Source organism: Pantoea sp. Fr+CA_20 (assembly GCF_024520835.1).
Taxonomy (GTDB): Bacteria; Pseudomonadota; Gammaproteobacteria; order Enterobacterales; family Enterobacteriaceae; genus Pantoea; species Pantoea allii.
Window position 1 is genome coordinate 169,270 of sequence record NZ_JALNPN010000002.1, and the last position, 18,875, is coordinate 188,144.

The window sequence follows — 18,875 nt, forward strand, 5'->3', positions numbered from 1 at the left end:
TTTAACACGGTTGCACAAAGTTGCAACATGGGTAATAGTGCAGCCCATGCTCTGGTCAAAACCGTTTTAAGGAAGAGAAAATCATGGGAACAACCACCATGGGGGTGAAGCTGGATGAAGCCACCCGCAGCCGCATTAAACTGGCGGCACAGAAAATTGATCGCACGCCGCACTGGCTGATTAAACAGGCGATCTTTAATTATCTGACCCAGTTAGAAGCGGGTGAGACGGTGGAAGAGATTCCATTGCAGCTGAGCGATGCGGCCGCCGATGAGCTTGCCCCGGAAGAGATGGTTCAGCCCTTCCTTGAATTCGCAGAAAACATTCTGCCTCAGTCGGTTGCCCGCTCGGCGGTGACCGCCGCGTGGCGTCGTCCAGAGACCGATGCCGTTCCCATGTTGCTTGAGCAAGCCCGTCTTCCGGCCGCGCTGGCAGAAAAAACCCATCAACTGGCGTACGCGCTGGCCGACAAACTGAGGCACCAAAAAGGGGCAACCGGCCGCGCCGGCATGGTGCAGAGCCTGCTGCAGGAGTTCTCCCTCTCCTCTCAGGAAGGCGTAGCGTTAATGTGCCTGGCCGAAGCCTTGTTACGTATTCCCGACAAACCGACCCGCGATGCGCTTATCCGTGACAAAATCAGCAACGGCAACTGGCAGTCGCACCTTGGCCGCAGCCCGTCACTGTTTGTGAATGCCGCCACGTGGGGATTACTCTTTACGGGGCGTTTGGTCTCAACCCACAATGAAGCCAACCTGTCGCGCTCGCTCAACCGGATTATCGGTAAGAGCGGCGAGCCGCTGATCCGTAAAGGCGTGGATATGGCGATGCGCCTGATGGGCGAGCAGTTCGTGACCGGTGAAACCATTGCCGAAGCCCTGGCGAATGCCCGCAAGCTTGAAGAGAAAGGCTTCCGCTATTCCTACGACATGCTGGGTGAAGCCGCCCTGACCGCCAGCGATGCCAAAGCCTATCTGGTTTCCTATCAGCAGGCGATTCACGCCATTGGCAAGGCCTCGAACGGCCGTGGAATCTATGAAGGCCCGGGCATTTCGATCAAGCTGTCTGCGCTGCATCCGCGCTACAGCCGCGCCCAGTACGACCGGGTGATGGACGAGCTGTATCCGATTCTTAAGTCTCTGACCCTGCTGGCCCGCTCTTACGATATCGGTATCAACATTGATGCTGAAGAGGCCGACCGCTTAGAGCTTTCTCTTGATATGCTGGAAAGGCTCTGTTTTGAACCTGAGCTGGAAGGCTGGAACGGCATTGGTTTTGTCATTCAGGCTTATATGAAGCGTTGTCCGTTTGTCATTGATGAACTGACGGACCTTGCCCAGCGCAGCCGCCGCCGCTTGATGATCCGTCTGGTAAAAGGGGCCTACTGGGACAGCGAAATCAAACGCGCCCAGATGGAAGGGCTGGAAGGCTATCCGGTTTATACCCGCAAGGTGTACACCGATATTTCGTATCTGGCCTGCGCCCGCAAACTGCTGGCGGTGCCGAACCTGATCTACCCGCAATTTGCCACGCACAATGCGCACACGCTGGCGGCCATCTATCAGTTAGCGGGAAATAACTACTACCCAGGACAGTACGAGTTCCAGTGTCTGCATGGTATGGGCGAACCGCTTTATGACCAGGTCGTGGGCAAAGTGGCAGAGGGTAAACTCAATCGTCCCTGCCGTATTTATGCACCGGTTGGCACGCATGAAACCTTGCTGGCTTATCTGGTGCGTCGCTTACTGGAAAACGGCGCAAATACCTCGTTTGTTAACCGTATCGCTGATACGACGATGCCGATTGACGAGCTGGTGGCCGATCCGGTGGCCCAGGTCGAAAAAATGGGCATCAGTGAAGGCACGCTGGGCCTGCCGCATCCAAAAATTCCACTTCCACGTGACTTATACGGCAGCGATCGGGTGAACTCTGCGGGTCTCGATATGGCCAATGAACATCGCCTGGCTTCGCTGTCCAGCGCCCTGTTGAGCGGTGCCAGTGAGCCTTACACCGCACAACCGCTTATCGACGCACCGCTGAGCAGCGGGGAAAGCCAGAATGTCGTCAACCCGGCCGCACCGTCGGACGTGGTAGGTACGGTCCGCAACGCCTCAGAACAGGAGGTTTCGCAGGCCATTGAGGCGGCGGTGAATGCCGGCCCTATCTGGTTTGCTACGCCACCGCAGGAGCGTGCGGCGATCCTTGAACGTGCCGCGCAGCTGATGGAAGGTCAACTGCAGCAATTGCTGGGCATTCTGGTGCGTGAAGCCGGTAAAACCTACAGCAATGCCATTGCTGAAGTGCGTGAGGCTGTCGATTTCCTCTATTACTATGCTGGCATCGTGCGCCATGATTTTGACAACGAAACGCACCGCCCGCTAGGCCCGGTGGTCTGTATCAGCCCGTGGAACTTCCCGCTGGCCATTTTTACCGGTCAGGTCGCGGCCGCACTGGCTGCGGGGAACAGCGTACTGGCGAAACCTGCCGAGCAAACACCGCTGATCGCCGCCCAGGCCGTGGAGATTTTACTGAGCGCCGGTGTCCCGGCTGGCGTACTGCAACTGCTGCCGGGCCTGGGTGAAACCGTGGGTGCGCAACTGACCGGAGATGAACGCATTCGCGGTGTGATGTTTACCGGCTCCACGGCTGTCGCCACGCTGCTGCAGCGAAACCTTGCCGGCAGGCTGGACCCGCAAGGCCGTCCTACCCCGCTGATTGCCGAAACCGGCGGCATGAATGCTATGATTGTCGACTCCTCTGCCCTGACCGAACAGGTGGTTATCGATATCGTCGCCTCGGCCTTTGACAGTGCAGGTCAACGCTGCTCTGCCCTGCGTCTGCTGTGCGTGCAGGAAGACGTGGCGGATCATACGTTGAAAATGCTGCGTGGCGCGATGGCGGAATGTCGTATGGGCAACCCGGAACGCCTGTCTACCGACATCGGCCCGGTGATCGATGAAGAAGCGAAAGCCAATATTGAGCGCCATATTCAGGCGATGCGTAATAACGGCTTTAAGGTGTACCAAACGGCGCAGGATAATCCGCAGGACAGCAAAGAGTGGGCAACGGGCACCTTTGTTAAACCCACGCTGATTGAACTGGATAAAGTCAGTGATCTGACCCAGGAAGTGTTTGGCCCTGTGCTGCACGTGGTGCGTTTTACCCGCAGCAGCCTGCCGCAGCTGATTGAACAGATTAATGCGTCGGGTTACGGTCTGACGTTAGGCGTGCACACACGCATTGACGAAACCATCCTGCAGGTAACGGCGGGGGCTAAAGTCGGCAACCTGTACGTCAACCGCAATATGGTCGGTGCGGTCGTTGGGGTACAACCGTTCGGCGGGGAAGGTTTATCCGGTACCGGCCCGAAAGCGGGTGGTCCGCTTTATCTGTATCGCCTGCTGGCGAACCGTCCGGATGACGCACTGAGCATTACCCTCGCCCGTCAGGATGCTGAGCGTCCGGCCGATAATGCGCAGCGTCAACTCCTGCTGGCTCCGCATCAGGCATTGACCGACTGGGCAACAGATAAACCTCAGCTGTCTTCACTGTGCCAGCACTATGCCGCGCTGGCCCAGGCGGGAACCGTGCGTCTGCTGCCAGGCCCGACCGGTGAGCGCAATACCTTCCTGTTGTTGCCGCGTGAGCAGGTGCTGTGTCTGGCGGACAACGAGCAAGATGCACTGATTCAACTGGCGGCGGTGACCAGCGTCGGTAGCCAGGCACTGTGGCCGGACGATGAATTGCACCGCAAAGTGCTCGCCACCTTGCCGACGGCGGTGAAAGCCCGTATCACGTTGGCGAAAGATCCGTTGGCTGGGCATTTTGACGCCGTGATCTACCATGGTGATGCCGACCAGCTCCGTAGCCTGTGCGAACAGGTCGCGGCGCGCGAAGGAGCCATTGTGTCGGTGCAGGGCTTTGCCCGTGGAGAAACCAATCTGCTGCTGGAACGCCTGCTGATTGAACGATCGCTGAGCGTGAATACCGCGGCGGCAGGTGGAAATGCCAGTCTGATGACCATCGGCTAACGTTCTTCAGACTTTCTCTCTGATCGCTAATGAATAAAGGTTCATGCCCGGCATGAACCTTTTTTTTCGCCTCACGCATGGCGTAATTTATTTCTGGCATCCGTCATCGTTAAATAAAAACAGCGTTAAAAACGAATATTTCCCCAGAAAGAAAAAAAACCTTATTGCAGCGACCAATGCTGTCAAAAGCGTTGACAGAAAGCGTCAGGTTGATAACGAAAACGCACGCCCTCAGCGCTATTCTCAGCCCTTTTCTGCTGATGACTGGCGCACGACAATGCGACAGAAACTTATTAGTGGCACTAACACCTTATTCCGTCCTGTCAAAACAAGCCCAATCTAATAACCTGATTTAAAGGCAGTAATTTTATTTAAAATTTCAATATCCCATTATAAATACAATTTTGTTAATCCTTATTTTAGCCAGCCTTCTACCCCTTTAGGCGTATTTGGGGATGTTCTTGATATTTATCAAAATCCACAACCGAAACTTAATCATAATTTAACCAGCAAAATTTACGTTAATTGACATTTCATCATCTTTGCCCTCAATGCAGGCAGATGCCTTCACGCCTGCCTGCACGTAACGTTTATCCTGACCCGGAGTACATTGTGAATAAAAAAGAAAGGCTATTACGGGAATGGCATCCTGAAGATTCTGATTTCTGGCAACGGCGCGGGCAGCATATTGCTCGTCGAAATTTATGGATTTCGGTTTCAGCGTTGCTGCTGGCATTTTGTGTGTGGATGTTGTTCAGCGCCGTTTCGGTTTATCTGAATCAGGTGGGTTTTCATTTCACCATTGAACAGCTCTTTTTATTAACCGCACTTCCGGCACTGTCGGGTGCGCTTTTCCGCATCCCCTACTCCTTTATCGTGCCCATTTTAGGCGGCCGTGTCTGGACCACGTTCAGTACCGCTATCCTGATCGTCCCCTGTGTCTGGCTTGGGTTCGCTGTGCAAAACCCGCAAACGCCCTATGCGGTCTTCATCATTATTGCGCTGCTGTGCGGACTGGCGGGGGCGAACTTCGCGTCCAGCATGGGTAATATCAGCCTGTTCTTCCCTAAACGTCAGCAGGGTTCGGCGCTGGGCATCAATGGCGGCTTGGGTAACTTAGGCGTCAGCGTGATGCAACTCGTTGCCCCTTTTATCATTTTTGTTCCGTTTTTATCCCACGGCGTTCCCCACGGCGAAGGATCAGCCATCTGGCTGGCAAACGCGGCCTGGATTTGGGTGCCGCTACTGGCGCTGACCGCTATTGCCGCCTGGTTTGGCATGAATGACATTGCCGGAATGCGCTCCTCACTTCGTGACCAGTTGCCGGTGTTGAAAAATGCCCACGTCTGGATCATGGGCATGCTTTATCTTGCCACCTTTGGCTCGTTTATTGGTTTTTCCGCGGGCTTTGCCGTGTTAGCGAAAACCCAGTTTCCAGCGGTGGATATCACGCATTTCGCCTTTTTTGGCCCGCTGCTTGGCGCACTGGCCCGGTCGGGGGGCGGGATGATCTCCGATAAGCTCGGCGGCGTAAAAGTGACCATCATTAATTTTATGCTGATGGTGATGTTTTCCGCCCTGCTGTTCCTCACCTTACCCGGCAGCGGCAGCGGCTCGTTCCTGGGTTTCTACCTGGTGTTTATGGGGCTGTTCCTGACCGCCGGGCTGGGCAGTGGCTCCACCTATCAAATGATAGCGGTGATTTTCCGCCAGCTAACGCAAAGCAAAATGCTGGCACAAGGCCACAGTCTGGATGCCGCACAGCATGCCGCCGTGACCGATACGGCGGCGGCGCTGGGTTTTATCTCGGCACTGGGCGCCATCGGCGGTTTCTTTATCCCCAAAGCCTTTGGCAGTTCGCTGGCCATTACAGGTACGCCCGCCGCCGCCATGATTGTGTTTTTGCTTTTCTACATCGTCTGCCTGCTCGTGGCCTGGCTTTTATATGGTCGTGGTAAGAAAACCAGCGATTAATTCACCCGATTATTATTCACACATCAGCTCATGATTGAGTTGAATTCAACGGGTCGTTGACCCGACTGGAGAAGTGTTATGAGTAAACTTCTTGACCGTTTTCGCTATTTCAAACAAAAAGGTGAAAGTTTCGCCGATGGCCATGGGCAGGTTTATCACAACAACCGTGACTGGGAAGACGGTTATCGTCAGCGCTGGCAGTACGACAAAATTGTCCGTTCAACCCATGGCGTGAACTGTACCGGCTCCTGTAGCTGGAAAATCTATGTTAAAAACGGTCTCGTCACCTGGGAAACCCAGCAAACGGATTACCCTCGCACTCGCCCAGATCTGCCTAACCATGAGCCTCGCGGCTGTCCGCGTGGTGCCAGCTATTCATGGTATCTCTACAGCGCCAACCGCCTGAAATATCCCCTGGTGCGAAAAGCCCTGCTTGAGCTGTGGCGTGAAGCACTGCGTGAGAACCGCGATCCGGTTGCGGCATGGGATGCGTTGATGTCTGACGCGGAAAAATCGCGTCAGTACAAATCGCAGCGCGGCCATGGCGGCTTCGTGCGGGCCAACTGGCAGGAGATGAATCAGCTGATTGCGGCAGCCAACATCTGGACCATTAAACGCTATGGCCCTGACCGCGTTGCTGGCTTCTCGCCTATCCCGGCGATGTCGATGGTGTCCTATGCGGCAGGTACGCGCTATCTGTCGTTAATCGGCGGCACCTGTCTGAGCTTTTACGACTGGTACTGTGACCTGCCCCCGGCCTCGCCCATGACCTGGGGCGAACAGACGGATGTGCCGGAATCCGCTGACTGGTACAACGCGGGCTACATCATTGCCTGGGGTTCAAACGTACCGCAAACGCGTACGCCCGATGCGCACTTCTTTACCGAAGTGCGCTACAAAGGAACGAAAACCGTCGCCATCACACCGGACTACGCCGAGGTCGCAAAACTGAGCGATCAATGGCTGGCCCCGAAACAGGGCACCGACAGCGCCCTGGCCATGGCGATGGGGCATGTGATCCTCAATGAATTCCACCTGAAAAATCCCAGTGATTACTTCCTGAACTATGCCCGTCAGTACACCGACATGCCGATGCTGGTCGTGCTTGAAGCCCGTGAAGACGGCAGTTATGCGCCGGGCCGCCAGCTCCGTGCCGCTGACCTGATGGACAATCTGGGTGAAGAAAACAATCCACAATGGAAAACCGTGGCCTGCAATGCCGATGGCGAACTGGTGGTGCCTAACGGCTCGATAGGTTTCCGTTGGGGTGAAAAAGGGAAATGGAACCTGGAGCAAAAAGCGAATGGCTCCGCCACCCAACTGGCACTCAGCCTCATCGATCAGAACGATGCGCTGGTGGACGTGGCGTTCCCTTACTTCGGTGGACTGGAAAACCCACAGTTCCGCCATGTTAAGCAGGACGACATCCTGCTGCATAAACTGCCGGTGAAAATGCTGACGCTGGCCGACGGCAGCCGGGTGCCCGTTGCATCGGTTTATGACCTGACCCTGGCGAACTATGGCATCGATCGTCAGCTGGATGACAGCAACTGCGCACAGGATTACAGCGATATTCGTGCCTATTCGCCAGCCTGGGCGGAACAGATCTGTGGCGTGCCACGCAGCCAGATCGAAAAGATCGCCCGGGAATTCGCCGAGACTGCCCATAAAACCCACGGCCGTTCCATGATCATTCTCGGTGCCGGTATTAATCACTGGTATCACATGGATATGAGCTATCGGGCGATGATCAACATGCTGGTGTTCTGCGGTTGTGTTGGTCAGAGCGGCGGCGGATGGGCGCACTATGTCGGTCAGGAAAAATTACGTCCTCAGACAGGCTGGGCCCCGCTGGCGTTTGCGCTGGACTGGAATCGCCCTCCTCGCCATATGAACAGCACCTCGTTTTTCTACAATCATGCCAGCCAGTGGCGATTTGAGAAATTGCAGGTGAAATCCATTCTGTCACCGCTGGCCAATCCACACGATTACACCGGTCACCTGCTGGACTTTAACGTTCGGGCAGAACGCATGGGCTGGCTGCCTTCCTCGCCACAGCTTAACGTCAACCCACTGGAGATCAGCGCCCAGGCCCGCCAGGCCAACATGACGCCAGAAGCCTGGACCGCTCAGGCGTTGAAAGCCGGTACCGTTCGTATGGCCAGTGAGCAACCCGACAGCGGCACCAACCATCCACGCAATATGTTTATCTGGCGATCCAACCTGCTTGGCTCATCCGGCAAAGGTCATGAGTACATGCTGCGCTATTTACTGGGCACCGATAGCGGTATTCAGGGCCAGCCAGTGGATGATCCGGCGCTGATGCCAGAGGACGTGGAGTGGCAGACCGAGGCGCTGGAGGGCAAGCTCGACCTGCTGGTGACCCTCGACTTCAGGATGTCCAGCACCTGCCTGTTCTCGGATATTGTGCTGCCCACGGCGACCTGGTATGAAAAAGATGACATGAACACCTCTGACATGCATCCCTTCATCCATCCGCTTTCTGCGGCCGTCGACCCGGCCTGGGAATCAAAAAGCGACTGGGATATTTATAAAGGCCTCGCTAAAACCTTCTCGGCACTCTGTCAGGGCCACCTGGGTGAGGAAACCGATGTGGTGCTCCAGCCTGTTCAGCATGACTCGCCCGCCGAACTGGCGCAGACCGGCGATATCTGTGACTGGAAAAAAGGCCAGTGCGACCTGATTCCGGGTAAAACCGCGCCGCACATCGTGACCGTTAAGCGGGATTACCCGGCCACCTATGAGCGCTTCACCTCTGTCGGGCCGCTGCTGGAAAAACTGGGCAATGGGGGGAAAGGCATCAGTTGGAATACCGATAAAGAGGTCGAACTGCTGCGCAAACTCAATTATGTGAAAGCGGACGGTCCGGCCAAAGGACAGCCGCAGATCAACAGCGCCATTGACGCTGCTGAGATGATTTTAACGCTGGCCCCGGAAACCAATGGTCAGGTCGCGGTCAAAGCCTGGAATGCGCTGAGCGAATTCACCGGCCGGGAACATGCCCATCTGGCCCGCAACAAAGAAGAGGAAAAAATCCGCTTCCGTGATATTCAGGCGCAACCGCGCAAGATTATTTCCAGCCCCACCTGGTCCGGGCTTGAAGATGAGCATGTCTCTTATAACGCCGGTTATACCAACGTCCATGAGCTGATTCCCTGGCGCACCCTGAGCGGTCGTCAGCAGCTCTATCAGGATCACCCCTGGATGCGGGCGTTCGGTGAAAGCCTGGTGGTTTATCGTCCGCCGGTTGATACCCGCAGTCTGGAAGGATTGAAACATATCCCGTCCAACGGCTTTCCGGAAAAAGCCCTTAACTTCCTGACGCCGCACCAGAAATGGGGCATTCACTCGACTTACAGTGACAACCTGCTGATGCTGACCCTGTCCCGTGGCGGGCCGATTGTGTGGATGAGCGAAGCCGATGCGCAGGAACTGGGCATCGAAGATAACGACTGGATTGAAGTGTTCAACGCCAATGGTGCCTTAACCGCCCGTGCCGTTGTCAGCCAGCGCGTACCTGCCGGCATGACCATGATGTATCACGCCCAGGAGCGACTGATGAACATTCCTGGTTCTGAAGTAACAGGCATGCGCGGCGGTATCCATAACTCGGTGACCCGCGCCTGTCCTAAACCGACTCACATGATCGGTGGATATGCCCAGCTGGCCTATGGCTTCAACTACTACGGCACGGTCGGTTCCAACCGGGATGAGTTCATCCTGGTGCGCAAAATGAAACAGGTTAACTGGCTGGATGATGAAGGCCGGGATCAGATTCAGGAGGCAGCAAAATGAAGATTCGCTCACAGGTCGGAATGGTTCTGAATCTGGATAAATGTATTGGCTGCCACACCTGTTCGGTGACCTGTAAAAACGTCTGGACCGGGCGTGAAGGTATGGAATATGCCTGGTTTAACAATGTCGAGACCAAACCCGGCATAGGTTATCCCCAGGCCTGGGAAGACCAGGAGAAATGGAAAGGCGGTTGGATACGCAAAATCAACGGCCAACTGACGCCACGTCTGGGGAGCCGCAGCGCCGTGCTGACTAAAATCTTCGCCAATCCCGTGGTGCCGGGCATTGATGATTATTACGAGCCCTTTACCTATGACTACCAACACCTGCATACCGCTAAAGCAGGTAAAAGTCAGCCGACCGCCCGTCCACGTTCGCTGATCAGCGGCGAACGGATGGATAAAATCGTCGGCGGCCCTAACTGGGAAGAGCTGCTGGGTGGGGAGTTCAGCAAACGCAGTGCCGATAAAAACTTCGACGCCATGCAGAAAGAGATGTATGGCCAGTTTGAAAACACGTTCATGATGTATCTGCCGCGCCTGTGCGAACACTGCCTGAACCCAGGCTGTGCAGCCACCTGCCCCAGTGGCGCGATCTATAAGCGTGAAGAAGACGGCATTGTGTTGATCGATCAGGATAAATGCCGGGGCTGGCGTTTATGCATTAGCGGCTGTCCCTACAAAAAGATCTATTTCAACTGGAAGAGCGGCAAGTCAGAGAAGTGTATTTTCTGCTATCCCCGCATTGAGTCAGGCATGCCGACCGTCTGCTCTGAAACCTGCGTGGGCCGCATTCGTTATCTGGGCGTGCTGCTCTACGACGCCGATAAGATTGCCGACGCCGCCAGCACGGAAAATGAGCACGACCTGTACCAGCGCCAGTGCGACATCTTCCTTGACCCGAACGATCCCGCCGTGATTGAGGAAGCCTTACGTCAGGACATTCCGCAAAGCGTGATCGACGCCGCCCAGGCTTCACCAGTCTGGAAAATGGCAATGGACTGGAAGCTGGCCCTGCCGCTTCACCCGGAATACCGCACCTTGCCGATGGTCTGGTATGTGCCGCCGTTGTCACCCGTTCAGTCGGTGGCTGATGCCGGTCTGCTCGAAGCGGACGCCAGCGTTTTACCCGATGTGGAAAGCCTGCGGATACCTGTGCAATACCTCGCTAACCTGCTGACGGCGGGCGATACCGCGCCAGTATTACGCGCGCTGAAACGGATGATCGCAATGCGCCATTACAAACGCTCGCAGACGGTTGACGGCGTGACGGACACGCGCGCGCTTGAAGAAGTGGGCCTGAGTATGCAGCAGGCAGAAGAGATGTACCGTTATCTGGCCATTGCCAACTATGAAGACCGCTTTGTCATTCCTTCCAGTCATCGTGAACTGGCCCGGGATGCCTTTCCGGAACGCAACGGCTGCGGCTTCAGTTTTGGTGACGGTTGCCACGGCAGTGATACTCAGTTCAATTTGTTTAACAGCCGCCGCATTGATGCCATTGATATCGGTAATAAAGCGGGAGGGGAATGATGGATATCCTGAAACTTATTGGCATGTTGCTTGAATACCCGGATGAATCACTGTGGCAGCACCAGGATGAGGTGCATGCACTGATCGCGCAGCACTATCCTGCACTTTCGTCCTTTACCCAGCATTATCTGGCGGCAGCACCGCTGGATAAGCAGAGCGACTGGTGCGCCCTGTTTGAACGCGGGCGGGCAACATCACTCCTGCTGTTCGAACATGTTCATGCTGAATCGCGCGATCGCGGTCAGGCGATGGTGGATCTGCTGGCTCAGTATGAGCAGGCCGGTCTGGAACTCCACTGCCGGGAGTTGCCCGATCATCTGCCGCTCTATCTGGAGTACCTGAGTCAACAGGATGAGAAAGCGGCGCGTCAGGGTCTGAAGGATATCGCGCCAATTCTGGCCCTGCTGGGCGGACGACTGAAAGCGCGCGGCAGTGAGTTTAGCCAGCTGTTTGACGCCCTTCTCAACCTCGCGCGTAGCCCGCTGCACAGTGAGAGCGTTGCCCGGCAGGTTGCCACCGAGCCGCGCGATGACACGCGCGAAGCGATAGATGCGGTATGGGAAGAAGAACAAATTAAGTTCATCGATGATAAAGCCTGCGATCGTTCCGAACGGCAACAGCATCAACGCCGTTTCAGTCAGGACAGCCGTCCGCAGTATCTTGAACTGACCTCTGGAGGCGCACGATAATGCACTACCTGGACGTGTTATTTTTTGATATCTATCCCTACCTGTGCGGAACGGTTTTCCTGGTAGGCAGTTGGCTGCGCTATGACTACGGACAGTATACCTGGCGCGCCTCATCCAGCCAGATGCTGGACAAAAAGGGCATGCGCTTTGCGTCCAACGTCTTTCACATCGGCATTATTGGGATCTTATTCGGGCATCTGTTCGGCCTGCTGACGCCGCACTGGATGTACGAACCTTTTCTGTCGATTGCCACCAAGCAGAAACTCGCGATGATGGCCGGTGGCGTCTTTGGCTTAATGACGCTGGTTGGCGGCTTTCTGTTGCTGAAAAGACGGCTGCTCAATCCACGCATCCGGGCGACCTCGACGCGCGCCGACATTGTGATTATGGGTATCCTTGTGGTGCAGGTTTCCCTGGGGATGATTTCCATCATCTTTTCGCTGCAGCACATGGACGGCCTTGGCATGATGAAACTGGTCGGCTGGGCGCAGGCGGTGGTGACATTCCAGGGCAATGCTGCCCAGTGGCTTGACGGCGTTGAGTGGATTTATCGTGTTCACTTGATTCTGGGCATGACGATTTTTCTGGTCTTTCCGTTTACCCGTCTTGTGCACGTCTGGAGCGCGCCAGTTGAGTATCTCACGCGTCGCTATCAGGTGGTACGCGCACGTAAATAAGACGGCCCGTGAACCCGACCACCTCATCGCTGGCCGGGTTCATTTCTCTTTTTCAAACCGCTGATAGCTCGCCCGGCCAGACGTTATGACCCAAACGCGTGGTCAGGTGCCAGGGTAAACTGGCCGTTTTATCAGGGTTGGAAAGATAAACAGCGCGCGCCCTGCTCCCCGATTCGTCAGCGACCAGACGGCAATGGAACAGAGTGAGCAGAGGGCCACAATCACCAGCGGATACAGGCAGGCCCACAGCCAGGAAAACCACGCTAATTCAAACAGCTGATGACGCTGTGCCAATAAAATGGCCGTCATACCGAAATACTCAATAAAGATACGATGGAGAACGTAAATGGGTAAAGTATGACGCCCCATCCAGTTGAGCCAGGCCATGCTGCTGATCTGATTTAACCAACGGCAGGCGGCAATACTGATGAGGATGGCAAGGACAGATACGAAAAGGCGCTTATCCACACCGAACAGGCCGTGCAGACCTGCCACCAGCGCCAGCAACAACCACGGCAAGCCATTTTCCCGTCGCCACTCGCTCAAACGCAGCATCTGCGTACACCAGAACGCCCCCAGTATGAAGAACACAAAATACTGCGCCAGACTCTGTGGCCCCCAGAAGGGAATCACCTTTTCTACAGCCAGGTAATTGAGCAGCGTTGCCGCGACCAGCAATGGCACCTTATAACGCTGAAAAAGTTTGGCGCACAGGAAGTAGATCGCTAAGCCATATAAGTACCATGAGGTACTCATCGCCAGAAATGTCAGCGTAAGAAACTCCGCCAGCGATCCCGCATAGGCCGCATTAAGATTTTGTGAAATACGCTGTCCGGTGATTTCTGTTGAAATCCCCACGATTGACCACCACTGAATGGCTCCCCATACAAGGTACAGGTAAAACAAATTAGTGATTCGGCTGGTCGTGATGTGCTTCCAGGGGCGATTAACAATGGCATTGCTGGCCAACAAACCTGAAACAAAGAAAAAGGCAGGCATACGCAGTGGGGATAATAACCTATTGAACAGTACCCACATCTCTGCGGGAAACACGCCCGCGCTCAGGTCTTTTAGCGTATTTTCAAAGCCGGGCAACACCGTATGGTACAGCACAACAAGCAGGATACAGATGCCTTTGAGCGTATTAATCCATGCAATGTGTTCTTTTTCATTGTGCTTCATCAGGGAATTTCCGCCGTGGTGTCATTCCAGAAAAAACGAACTCGCGCTGCTCATATGATCGTTATGTGGAAAGTATTCCGTATGTCCTGTCACCTGAATGTAGCGAAAGTCTTAAAGTTATCTGTCGGAAACGGTTTAGAACCCAGCTTTACAATAAAGGGTATTCTTTGACATTTATGCCGGCTTTAATTTGACGTCGGTAACATCCATTGAGCGTCAGAGTAAATCAGGATCGCCCGTCCACAACGGAATATGACTTTACTATGAATTTTCTCTGTCGGTACTTGCTTAACGCTATATTTGCCATTACGTTAACTGTACTTTAAGACAGGCCACTCAACGTAAGTGCAGGTGAGCGTTATCCGACAATCGCGAGTGAGTCAGTTCTCCAGGTAAAAGAGTTTGCCGGAAAAACATTTTTCCCTACGTCGAAACGTATTAATCATGTTGCCCCTTCTTATGCCGCCTTTAGGGTAATTTCAGGTCCGGATATCACCTGAATAACAGAGAGGGCGCACGGGTCGTGTGGATAAATGCCGTTAATAGCTTATTCGTCTTTTTTATTTATGCCCTGCGGAATAACGCAGACAGGCTAAAAAGGCCATTTGGCTTTTACGGATTCAGAGTTAATTTTTCATTTTTCCATTCGGCACGCGCTGTCTGAATGGTTGTTCCTGATTTACTCACAAATGGAATGTCATCATGAAGCAGACGCGTTTTACGCCCGTTGCCACTACCGCTACCGTTAACGACCAGCAGATACTGGCAAACGACTGGGGCACCCTGACCAAATACGATATGACCTATGTGCGCACCGATGGCACAGAACAGCGCTTTACCCGTGAAGCTTATGATCGCGGTCACGGTGCGACCATCCTGCTCTACAACCGCGACGACAGGACGGTCATCCTGACCAGCCAGTTTCGCATGCCTGCTTTTTTGATCGGTCATCACTTTGAGCTGATTGAAGCCTGTGCCGGTTTGTTGGACGCACGTGACCCCATTCAGGCCATCAGAAGCGAAGCGGAAGAAGAAACGGGATACAAGCTGAATGACGTCACTAAGATTGGCGAGATATTCATGAGCCCCGGTTCCGTTACCGAGCGTCTGCACTTTTTTATCGCCCCTTTTACCCGTGAGATGCGAATAAACGCGGGCGGGGGTATTGCCGCCGAAGGCGAAGATATCAAGGTGATTGAGGTGCCGATTAAAGAGGCGCTTGCCATGATTGATGCGGGGACCATCATTGACGCGAAAACCATTATTCTGATTCAGCATCTGGTCATCAAAGGCATCTGCACGCCAGATTAACGTAGACAAAAAACGGGCCAGTAAGCTGGCCCGTGAATTCAGGATGATGAGGTTTGCGTTTCCGCCTGATGCTTACTGAGTAAACGCGGGTGGATAAACAGTATCCGTCCGGGTCCACGGTTCAACAGCGTCCAGACCAACAGCGAAAGCAACGTACACACCGCCACGCCGGTTAACGGCATCAACAGCGCCCAACCCCAGCTAAAGCCCGCATTGCCGAACCAGCCATAATGTAGCGCCAGGGAAATGGCGCTCAGCCCCACTAACTCGATAAAAATACGGTGTAAGACATAAATCTGCAGCGTATTGCGGCCGATGTAATTCAACCAGGCCATATTGAAATGCGCGTTAAGAAAACGGCACAGCACAATGCCAAAGACGATGGTCAACAGGCTGTAAAACGGATTTTTATAAATACCGCCCGCATGATGAAGGATACCGATCAGCGCTATTGCGCCCAGCCACAGCCAGTGACGACCTTTCAGACCGCTGAGTTCAATTAATGCCGCGCTGAAAAAGACGCCCAGTAAGAAATAGAGATAGTTTTGCGCGACGCTGGCCGGTCCCCATCCGGGAATAAGGCTAAACTGCGCCGCATAGTTCGCCGCAATCGCGAATACGACCAGCACTATTTTCTGTCGATGAAAAAGCTTGGTCACCAGGAAGAATCCGGCCAGCGCATACAAGTACCACAGGCTGGTCATCGACAGCATTAACAGCTTGATAAACTCCAGCGGGGAATCAGCATAGGCGGCATTCTTACTGCTCGACAGCCGCTCGCCCAGATGGGTTGAAATGTAGTGGATACTCAGCCATTGAATCACGCCCCACAGCAGGTAGAGGTAGACAATATTGCTGAACTTCTTGGTAAAGACCGCTTTCCAGCTTTTCTTCACGACCGAATTGGCGGCCAGCAGCCCGGACACAAAGAAAAATGCAGGCATCCGCAGGGGCGAAAGCCAGGTATTAAATGCTACCCACCAGTGAGCCGGGAACAGACCGGCAGTCAGATGAGGGAGCGAAGGTGCGAACGTGGTGATGATGGAGTGATGCAATACCACAAGTAAGATGCATCCTCCTTTGAGGGTATTAATCCAGAGGATTTCCTTTCTGTCCTGACTCATTATTTCGTCCTGATCGTGCGATGAATTTGTGAAGGATTATTTATATTTTCACGCAGGTCTCAATCAGGCGGCTCTTAAAAGTTACAGCCTGTTACTCGCGCAGAAGCTAATCCGGTATAAAACCATAAAAATCAAACCATTAAAATAATACTAAATGTAAATTTTCAGAAGAAACTGAGAGAATAAAAGCAGAGGGCACGGCAAGAAACGCCGCCTGTTTCCGGCGGCGTTGGCGTTTATTGATTAAGAAATTTATCGAGAAATTGTCGAGTCCGCGCTTGCTGCGGATCGCTAAACAGCGCTTTAGCCGGTCCATGTTCTACGATACGTCCCTGATCCATGAAGATGGCGCGGTCGGCGACGTCGCGGGCAAAACTCATCTCATGCGTGACAATCACCATAGTGCGCTTTTCCTGCGCCAGCGCGCGGATAGTGTTTAGCACCTCGCCCACCAGCTCCGGGTCCAGCGCAGACGTCGGCTCATCAAACAAAATCACTTCGGGTCGCATTGCCAGCGCACGGGCAATCGCAACACGCTGCTGTTGACCGCCGGACAGACGCCTTGGGTAGCTGTCTTCTTTACCGTGAAGCCCGACTTTTTCAAGCAGGCTCCGCGCGCGGGCAATTGCGTCCGCCTTTGCTTCACCTTTTACAATCACCGGCCCTTCAATGATATTTTCCAGCACCGAGCGATGGGGAAACAGGTTGAAGTTTTGAAAGACAAAGCCCACCTGCTGGCGCAACAGGCGTACCTGCTCTTTCTGCTTGTGGATGCCCTGACTGGCATCAATGGTGATATCCCCCACTTTAATGCGACCGGCGTCAGGCACTTCAAGCAGGTTAATACTGCGCAACAGCGTAGTTTTGCCCGAGCCGCTGGGGCCGATGATGGCGACGATTTCACCGGGCGCGACGTCAAGGTCAATGCCGTGCAGTACCGTTTGTCCGTTAAACTTTTTCACCAACTGGCGAACGTCGATTGCACTCATTTCGCCTCCTGATCCTGACGGTTAACGTGGGCTTCCAGACGGTTTTGCAATGCTGACAGCACGGTGGCCATCACCCAGTAGATCAGCGAAGCCGCCAGGTACATGGTGAACACTTCCAGGGTACGCGAGGTAATCAATTGCGCCTGGCGAAACAGTTCAGGAACCTGAATGGTGGCGGCCAGTGACGTATCTTTCACCAGGCTGATAAAGCTGTTTCCCAGGGGCGGCAACGCGGTGCGGGCAGCCTGTGGCAGAATAACCCGACGCAGGGTTTGCCACGGCGTCATGCCGATACTGGCAGCCGCTTCCCACTGACCGCGCTCGATCGCTGCAATTGCGCCACGCAGCGACTCCGATGCATAGGCCGCCATATTTAGCGATAACCCAATCATCGCCGATGGAATGGGGTCCAGCTCAATGCCAAACTGCGGCAGACCGTAATAGATCATAAACAGCTGCGCGATGAGCGGCGTGCCGCGAAAGATGGACACATAGATACGCGCCAGCCAGTTTACCGGCCAGAAGCGCGATAAACGCATCAGGGCCAGCAAAAAGCCCAGTATCAACCCAAAGAACATCCCGCCGATACTGAGCTGTAGCGTGAACAACGCGCCTTTAAGTAAAAAAGGTGCTGAATCCAGCACCAGTTGTAAACTTTCCTGCATTATTTCGTTACGTCCGCGCCAAACCATTTCTCTGACAGCTTTTTAAGTGAGCCGTCTTTCTGCATGTCCGCAATGGCCTGATCGATCGCTTTCAGCAAGTCTTCATTGCCTTTGCGCATTGCCACGCCCGCTTCCAGACGGGAGAATGCCGGACCGGCTACCGCCATGGTATCACCGGTTTTCTTCACCAGATCCAGGGCTGCCAGACGATCGACCAGAATCGCATCAACGCGACCAGAACGCAGATCCTGATACTTGGTTGGGTCATCATCGTAAGTACGGATATCCACGCCTTTGACGTTGGCACGTAACCACTGTTCGTAGTTCGTCCCCAGGCCCACACCGACTTTCTTACCGGCCAGATCCTCTGGTTTGGTAATGCTGCCCGCGTTTTTCTTCAGCGTCAGCGCCTGCACACCTGAAATGGTATAGGGCGTAGAGAAGTCATACTTCTTTTTACGCTCATCGGAGATCGTGACCTGATTGATCACCACATCGATACGTTTGGAATCTAACGCGGCTAACATACCATCCCACTTGGTCGGTTTAAGCTCGGCTTTCACCCCCATGTGTTTCGCCAGTTCCTGGGCGAACTCCACTTCAAAACCCGTCAGCTTGCCCTTTTCATCCTGAAAACTGAAAGGGGGATAGGTGCCTTCCAGGCCCACACGCAGCTCGCCTTTGCTTTTAACCTGCGCCAGTAAATTCTCCGCCGCAAAAGTTTTAACGCTGACGCCTGCAACCAGCGCAACAGCCATCATTCCCGTCACCAGCTGGCGACGAATCTGTGAAAAAGCCATGTTTACCCCATTTATCATTTATCAGTGTGGTGTTAAGCGGCTAAACACGGTTTGCCGCTCTGTCATTATGGGCGTTATTTCGCATAAG

The 18,875-nt window shown here is 54.2% G+C and carries 13 protein-coding genes; 8 read left to right on the plus strand and 5 right to left on the minus strand.

The window, feature by feature from the left end; genetic code table 11:
* Positions 1–83: 83 nt before the first annotated feature.
* The 7 genes from putA to narI all read left to right on the plus strand — a co-directional run bounded on the left by putA (position 84) and on the right by narI (position 12,716).
* Positions 84–4,028 (plus strand): trifunctional transcriptional regulator/proline dehydrogenase/L-glutamate gamma-semialdehyde dehydrogenase, encoded by a 3,945-nt coding sequence (gene putA / locus NR177_RS03245; RefSeq protein ID WP_256852291.1) that lies wholly within the window; start codon positions 84–86, stop codon positions 4,026–4,028.
* Positions 4,029–4,071: 43 nt separating this feature from the next.
* Positions 4,072–4,371 (plus strand): hypothetical protein, encoded by a 300-nt coding sequence (locus tag NR177_RS03250; protein WP_256852292.1) that lies wholly within the window; start codon positions 4,072–4,074, stop codon positions 4,369–4,371.
* A gap of 269 nt (positions 4,372–4,640) precedes the next feature.
* Positions 4,641–6,002, plus strand: coding sequence for a NarK family nitrate/nitrite MFS transporter (locus NR177_RS03255; protein ID WP_244181341.1), 1,362 nt, complete (start codon positions 4,641–4,643; stop codon positions 6,000–6,002).
* Between the two features lie 78 nt (positions 6,003–6,080).
* Positions 6,081–9,818, plus strand: coding sequence for a nitrate reductase subunit alpha (locus NR177_RS03260; RefSeq protein ID WP_256852293.1), 3,738 nt, complete (start codon positions 6,081–6,083; stop codon positions 9,816–9,818).
* Positions 9,815–11,350 carry a nitrate reductase subunit beta gene (gene narH / locus NR177_RS03265; RefSeq protein WP_145393874.1) on the plus strand — a complete coding sequence of 512 codons (1,536 nt, stop codon included), beginning with the start codon at positions 9,815–9,817 and terminating at the stop codon, positions 11,348–11,350. Before NR177_RS03260 ends, narH begins: the two co-directional genes overlap by 4 nt.
* Positions 11,350–12,039, plus strand: a complete 690-nt coding sequence (gene narJ / locus NR177_RS03270) for a nitrate reductase molybdenum cofactor assembly chaperone (protein ID WP_218994642.1) — start codon at positions 11,350–11,352, stop codon at positions 12,037–12,039. Before narH ends, narJ begins: the two co-directional genes overlap by 1 nt.
* Entirely contained in the window at positions 12,039–12,716 is a 678-nt protein-coding gene (gene narI, locus NR177_RS03275) for a respiratory nitrate reductase subunit gamma (RefSeq protein ID WP_256852294.1), read from the plus strand. Before narJ ends, narI begins: the two co-directional genes overlap by 1 nt.
* 102 nt (positions 12,717–12,818) lie before the next feature.
* On the opposite strand, the gene NR177_RS03280 is transcribed toward narI, so the two are convergent.
* Positions 12,819–13,898: an acyltransferase family protein gene (locus NR177_RS03280; protein WP_109716508.1), complete on the minus strand. Its 1,080-nt coding sequence runs from the start codon at positions 13,896–13,898 to the stop codon at positions 12,819–12,821.
* A gap of 702 nt (positions 13,899–14,600) precedes the next feature.
* Between NR177_RS03280 and NR177_RS03285 the strand changes: the two genes are divergently transcribed.
* Complete coding sequence (locus NR177_RS03285) at positions 14,601–15,209, plus strand: NUDIX domain-containing protein (protein ID WP_063879950.1); 609 nt, start codon at positions 14,601–14,603, stop codon at positions 15,207–15,209.
* A gap of 38 nt (positions 15,210–15,247) precedes the next feature.
* On the opposite strand, the gene NR177_RS03290 is transcribed toward NR177_RS03285, so the two are convergent.
* From NR177_RS03290 to tcyJ, 4 genes are all read right to left on the minus strand, one after another.
* The gene (locus NR177_RS03290; RefSeq protein WP_109716509.1) at positions 15,248–16,333 is read right to left on the minus strand and encodes an acyltransferase family protein; all 1,086 of its coding nucleotides are present in this window, start codon (positions 16,331–16,333) and stop codon (positions 15,248–15,250) included.
* Positions 16,334–16,569: 236 nt separating this feature from the next.
* Positions 16,570–17,322: an L-cystine ABC transporter ATP-binding protein TcyN gene (gene tcyN / locus NR177_RS03295; RefSeq protein ID WP_063879952.1), complete on the minus strand. Its 753-nt coding sequence runs from the start codon at positions 17,320–17,322 to the stop codon at positions 16,570–16,572.
* On the minus strand, positions 17,319–17,987 hold the full coding sequence (tcyL, locus tag NR177_RS03300) for a cystine ABC transporter permease (RefSeq protein ID WP_063879953.1): 669 nt from the start codon (positions 17,985–17,987) through the stop codon (positions 17,319–17,321). The genes tcyN and tcyL overlap by 4 nt, the downstream gene beginning before the upstream one ends.
* Positions 17,987–18,787: a cystine ABC transporter substrate-binding protein gene (gene tcyJ / locus NR177_RS03305; RefSeq protein WP_063879954.1), complete on the minus strand. Its 801-nt coding sequence runs from the start codon at positions 18,785–18,787 to the stop codon at positions 17,987–17,989. Before tcyJ ends, tcyL begins: the two co-directional genes overlap by 1 nt.
* Between the last annotated feature and the right edge of the window lie 88 nt (positions 18,788–18,875).

Coding starts and splice junctions, on each gene's coding strand:
- putA (WP_256852291.1), top strand. CDS start 84: ATGGGAACAACCACCATGGGGGTGAAGCTGGATGAAGCCACCCGCAGC.
- NR177_RS03250 (WP_256852292.1), top strand. CDS start 4,072: ATGCCCGGCATGAACCTTTTTTTTCGCCTCACGCATGGCGTAATTTAT.
- NR177_RS03260 (WP_256852293.1), top strand. CDS start 6,081: ATGAGTAAACTTCTTGACCGTTTTCGCTATTTCAAACAAAAAGGTGAA.
- narH (WP_145393874.1), top strand. CDS start 9,815: ATGAAGATTCGCTCACAGGTCGGAATGGTTCTGAATCTGGATAAATGT.
- narJ (WP_218994642.1), top strand. CDS start 11,350: ATGGATATCCTGAAACTTATTGGCATGTTGCTTGAATACCCGGATGAA.
- narI (WP_256852294.1), top strand. CDS start 12,039: ATGCACTACCTGGACGTGTTATTTTTTGATATCTATCCCTACCTGTGC.
- NR177_RS03280 (WP_109716508.1), bottom strand. CDS start 13,898: ATGAAGCACAATGAAAAAGAACACATTGCATGGATTAATACGCTCAAA.
- NR177_RS03285 (WP_063879950.1), top strand. CDS start 14,601: ATGAAGCAGACGCGTTTTACGCCCGTTGCCACTACCGCTACCGTTAAC.
- NR177_RS03290 (WP_109716509.1), bottom strand. CDS start 16,333: ATGAGTCAGGACAGAAAGGAAATCCTCTGGATTAATACCCTCAAAGGA.
- tcyN (WP_063879952.1), bottom strand. CDS start 17,322: ATGAGTGCAATCGACGTTCGCCAGTTGGTGAAAAAGTTTAACGGACAA.
- tcyL (WP_063879953.1), bottom strand. CDS start 17,987: ATGCAGGAAAGTTTACAACTGGTGCTGGATTCAGCACCTTTTTTACTT.
- tcyJ (WP_063879954.1), bottom strand. CDS start 18,787: ATGGCTTTTTCACAGATTCGTCGCCAGCTGGTGACGGGAATGATGGCT.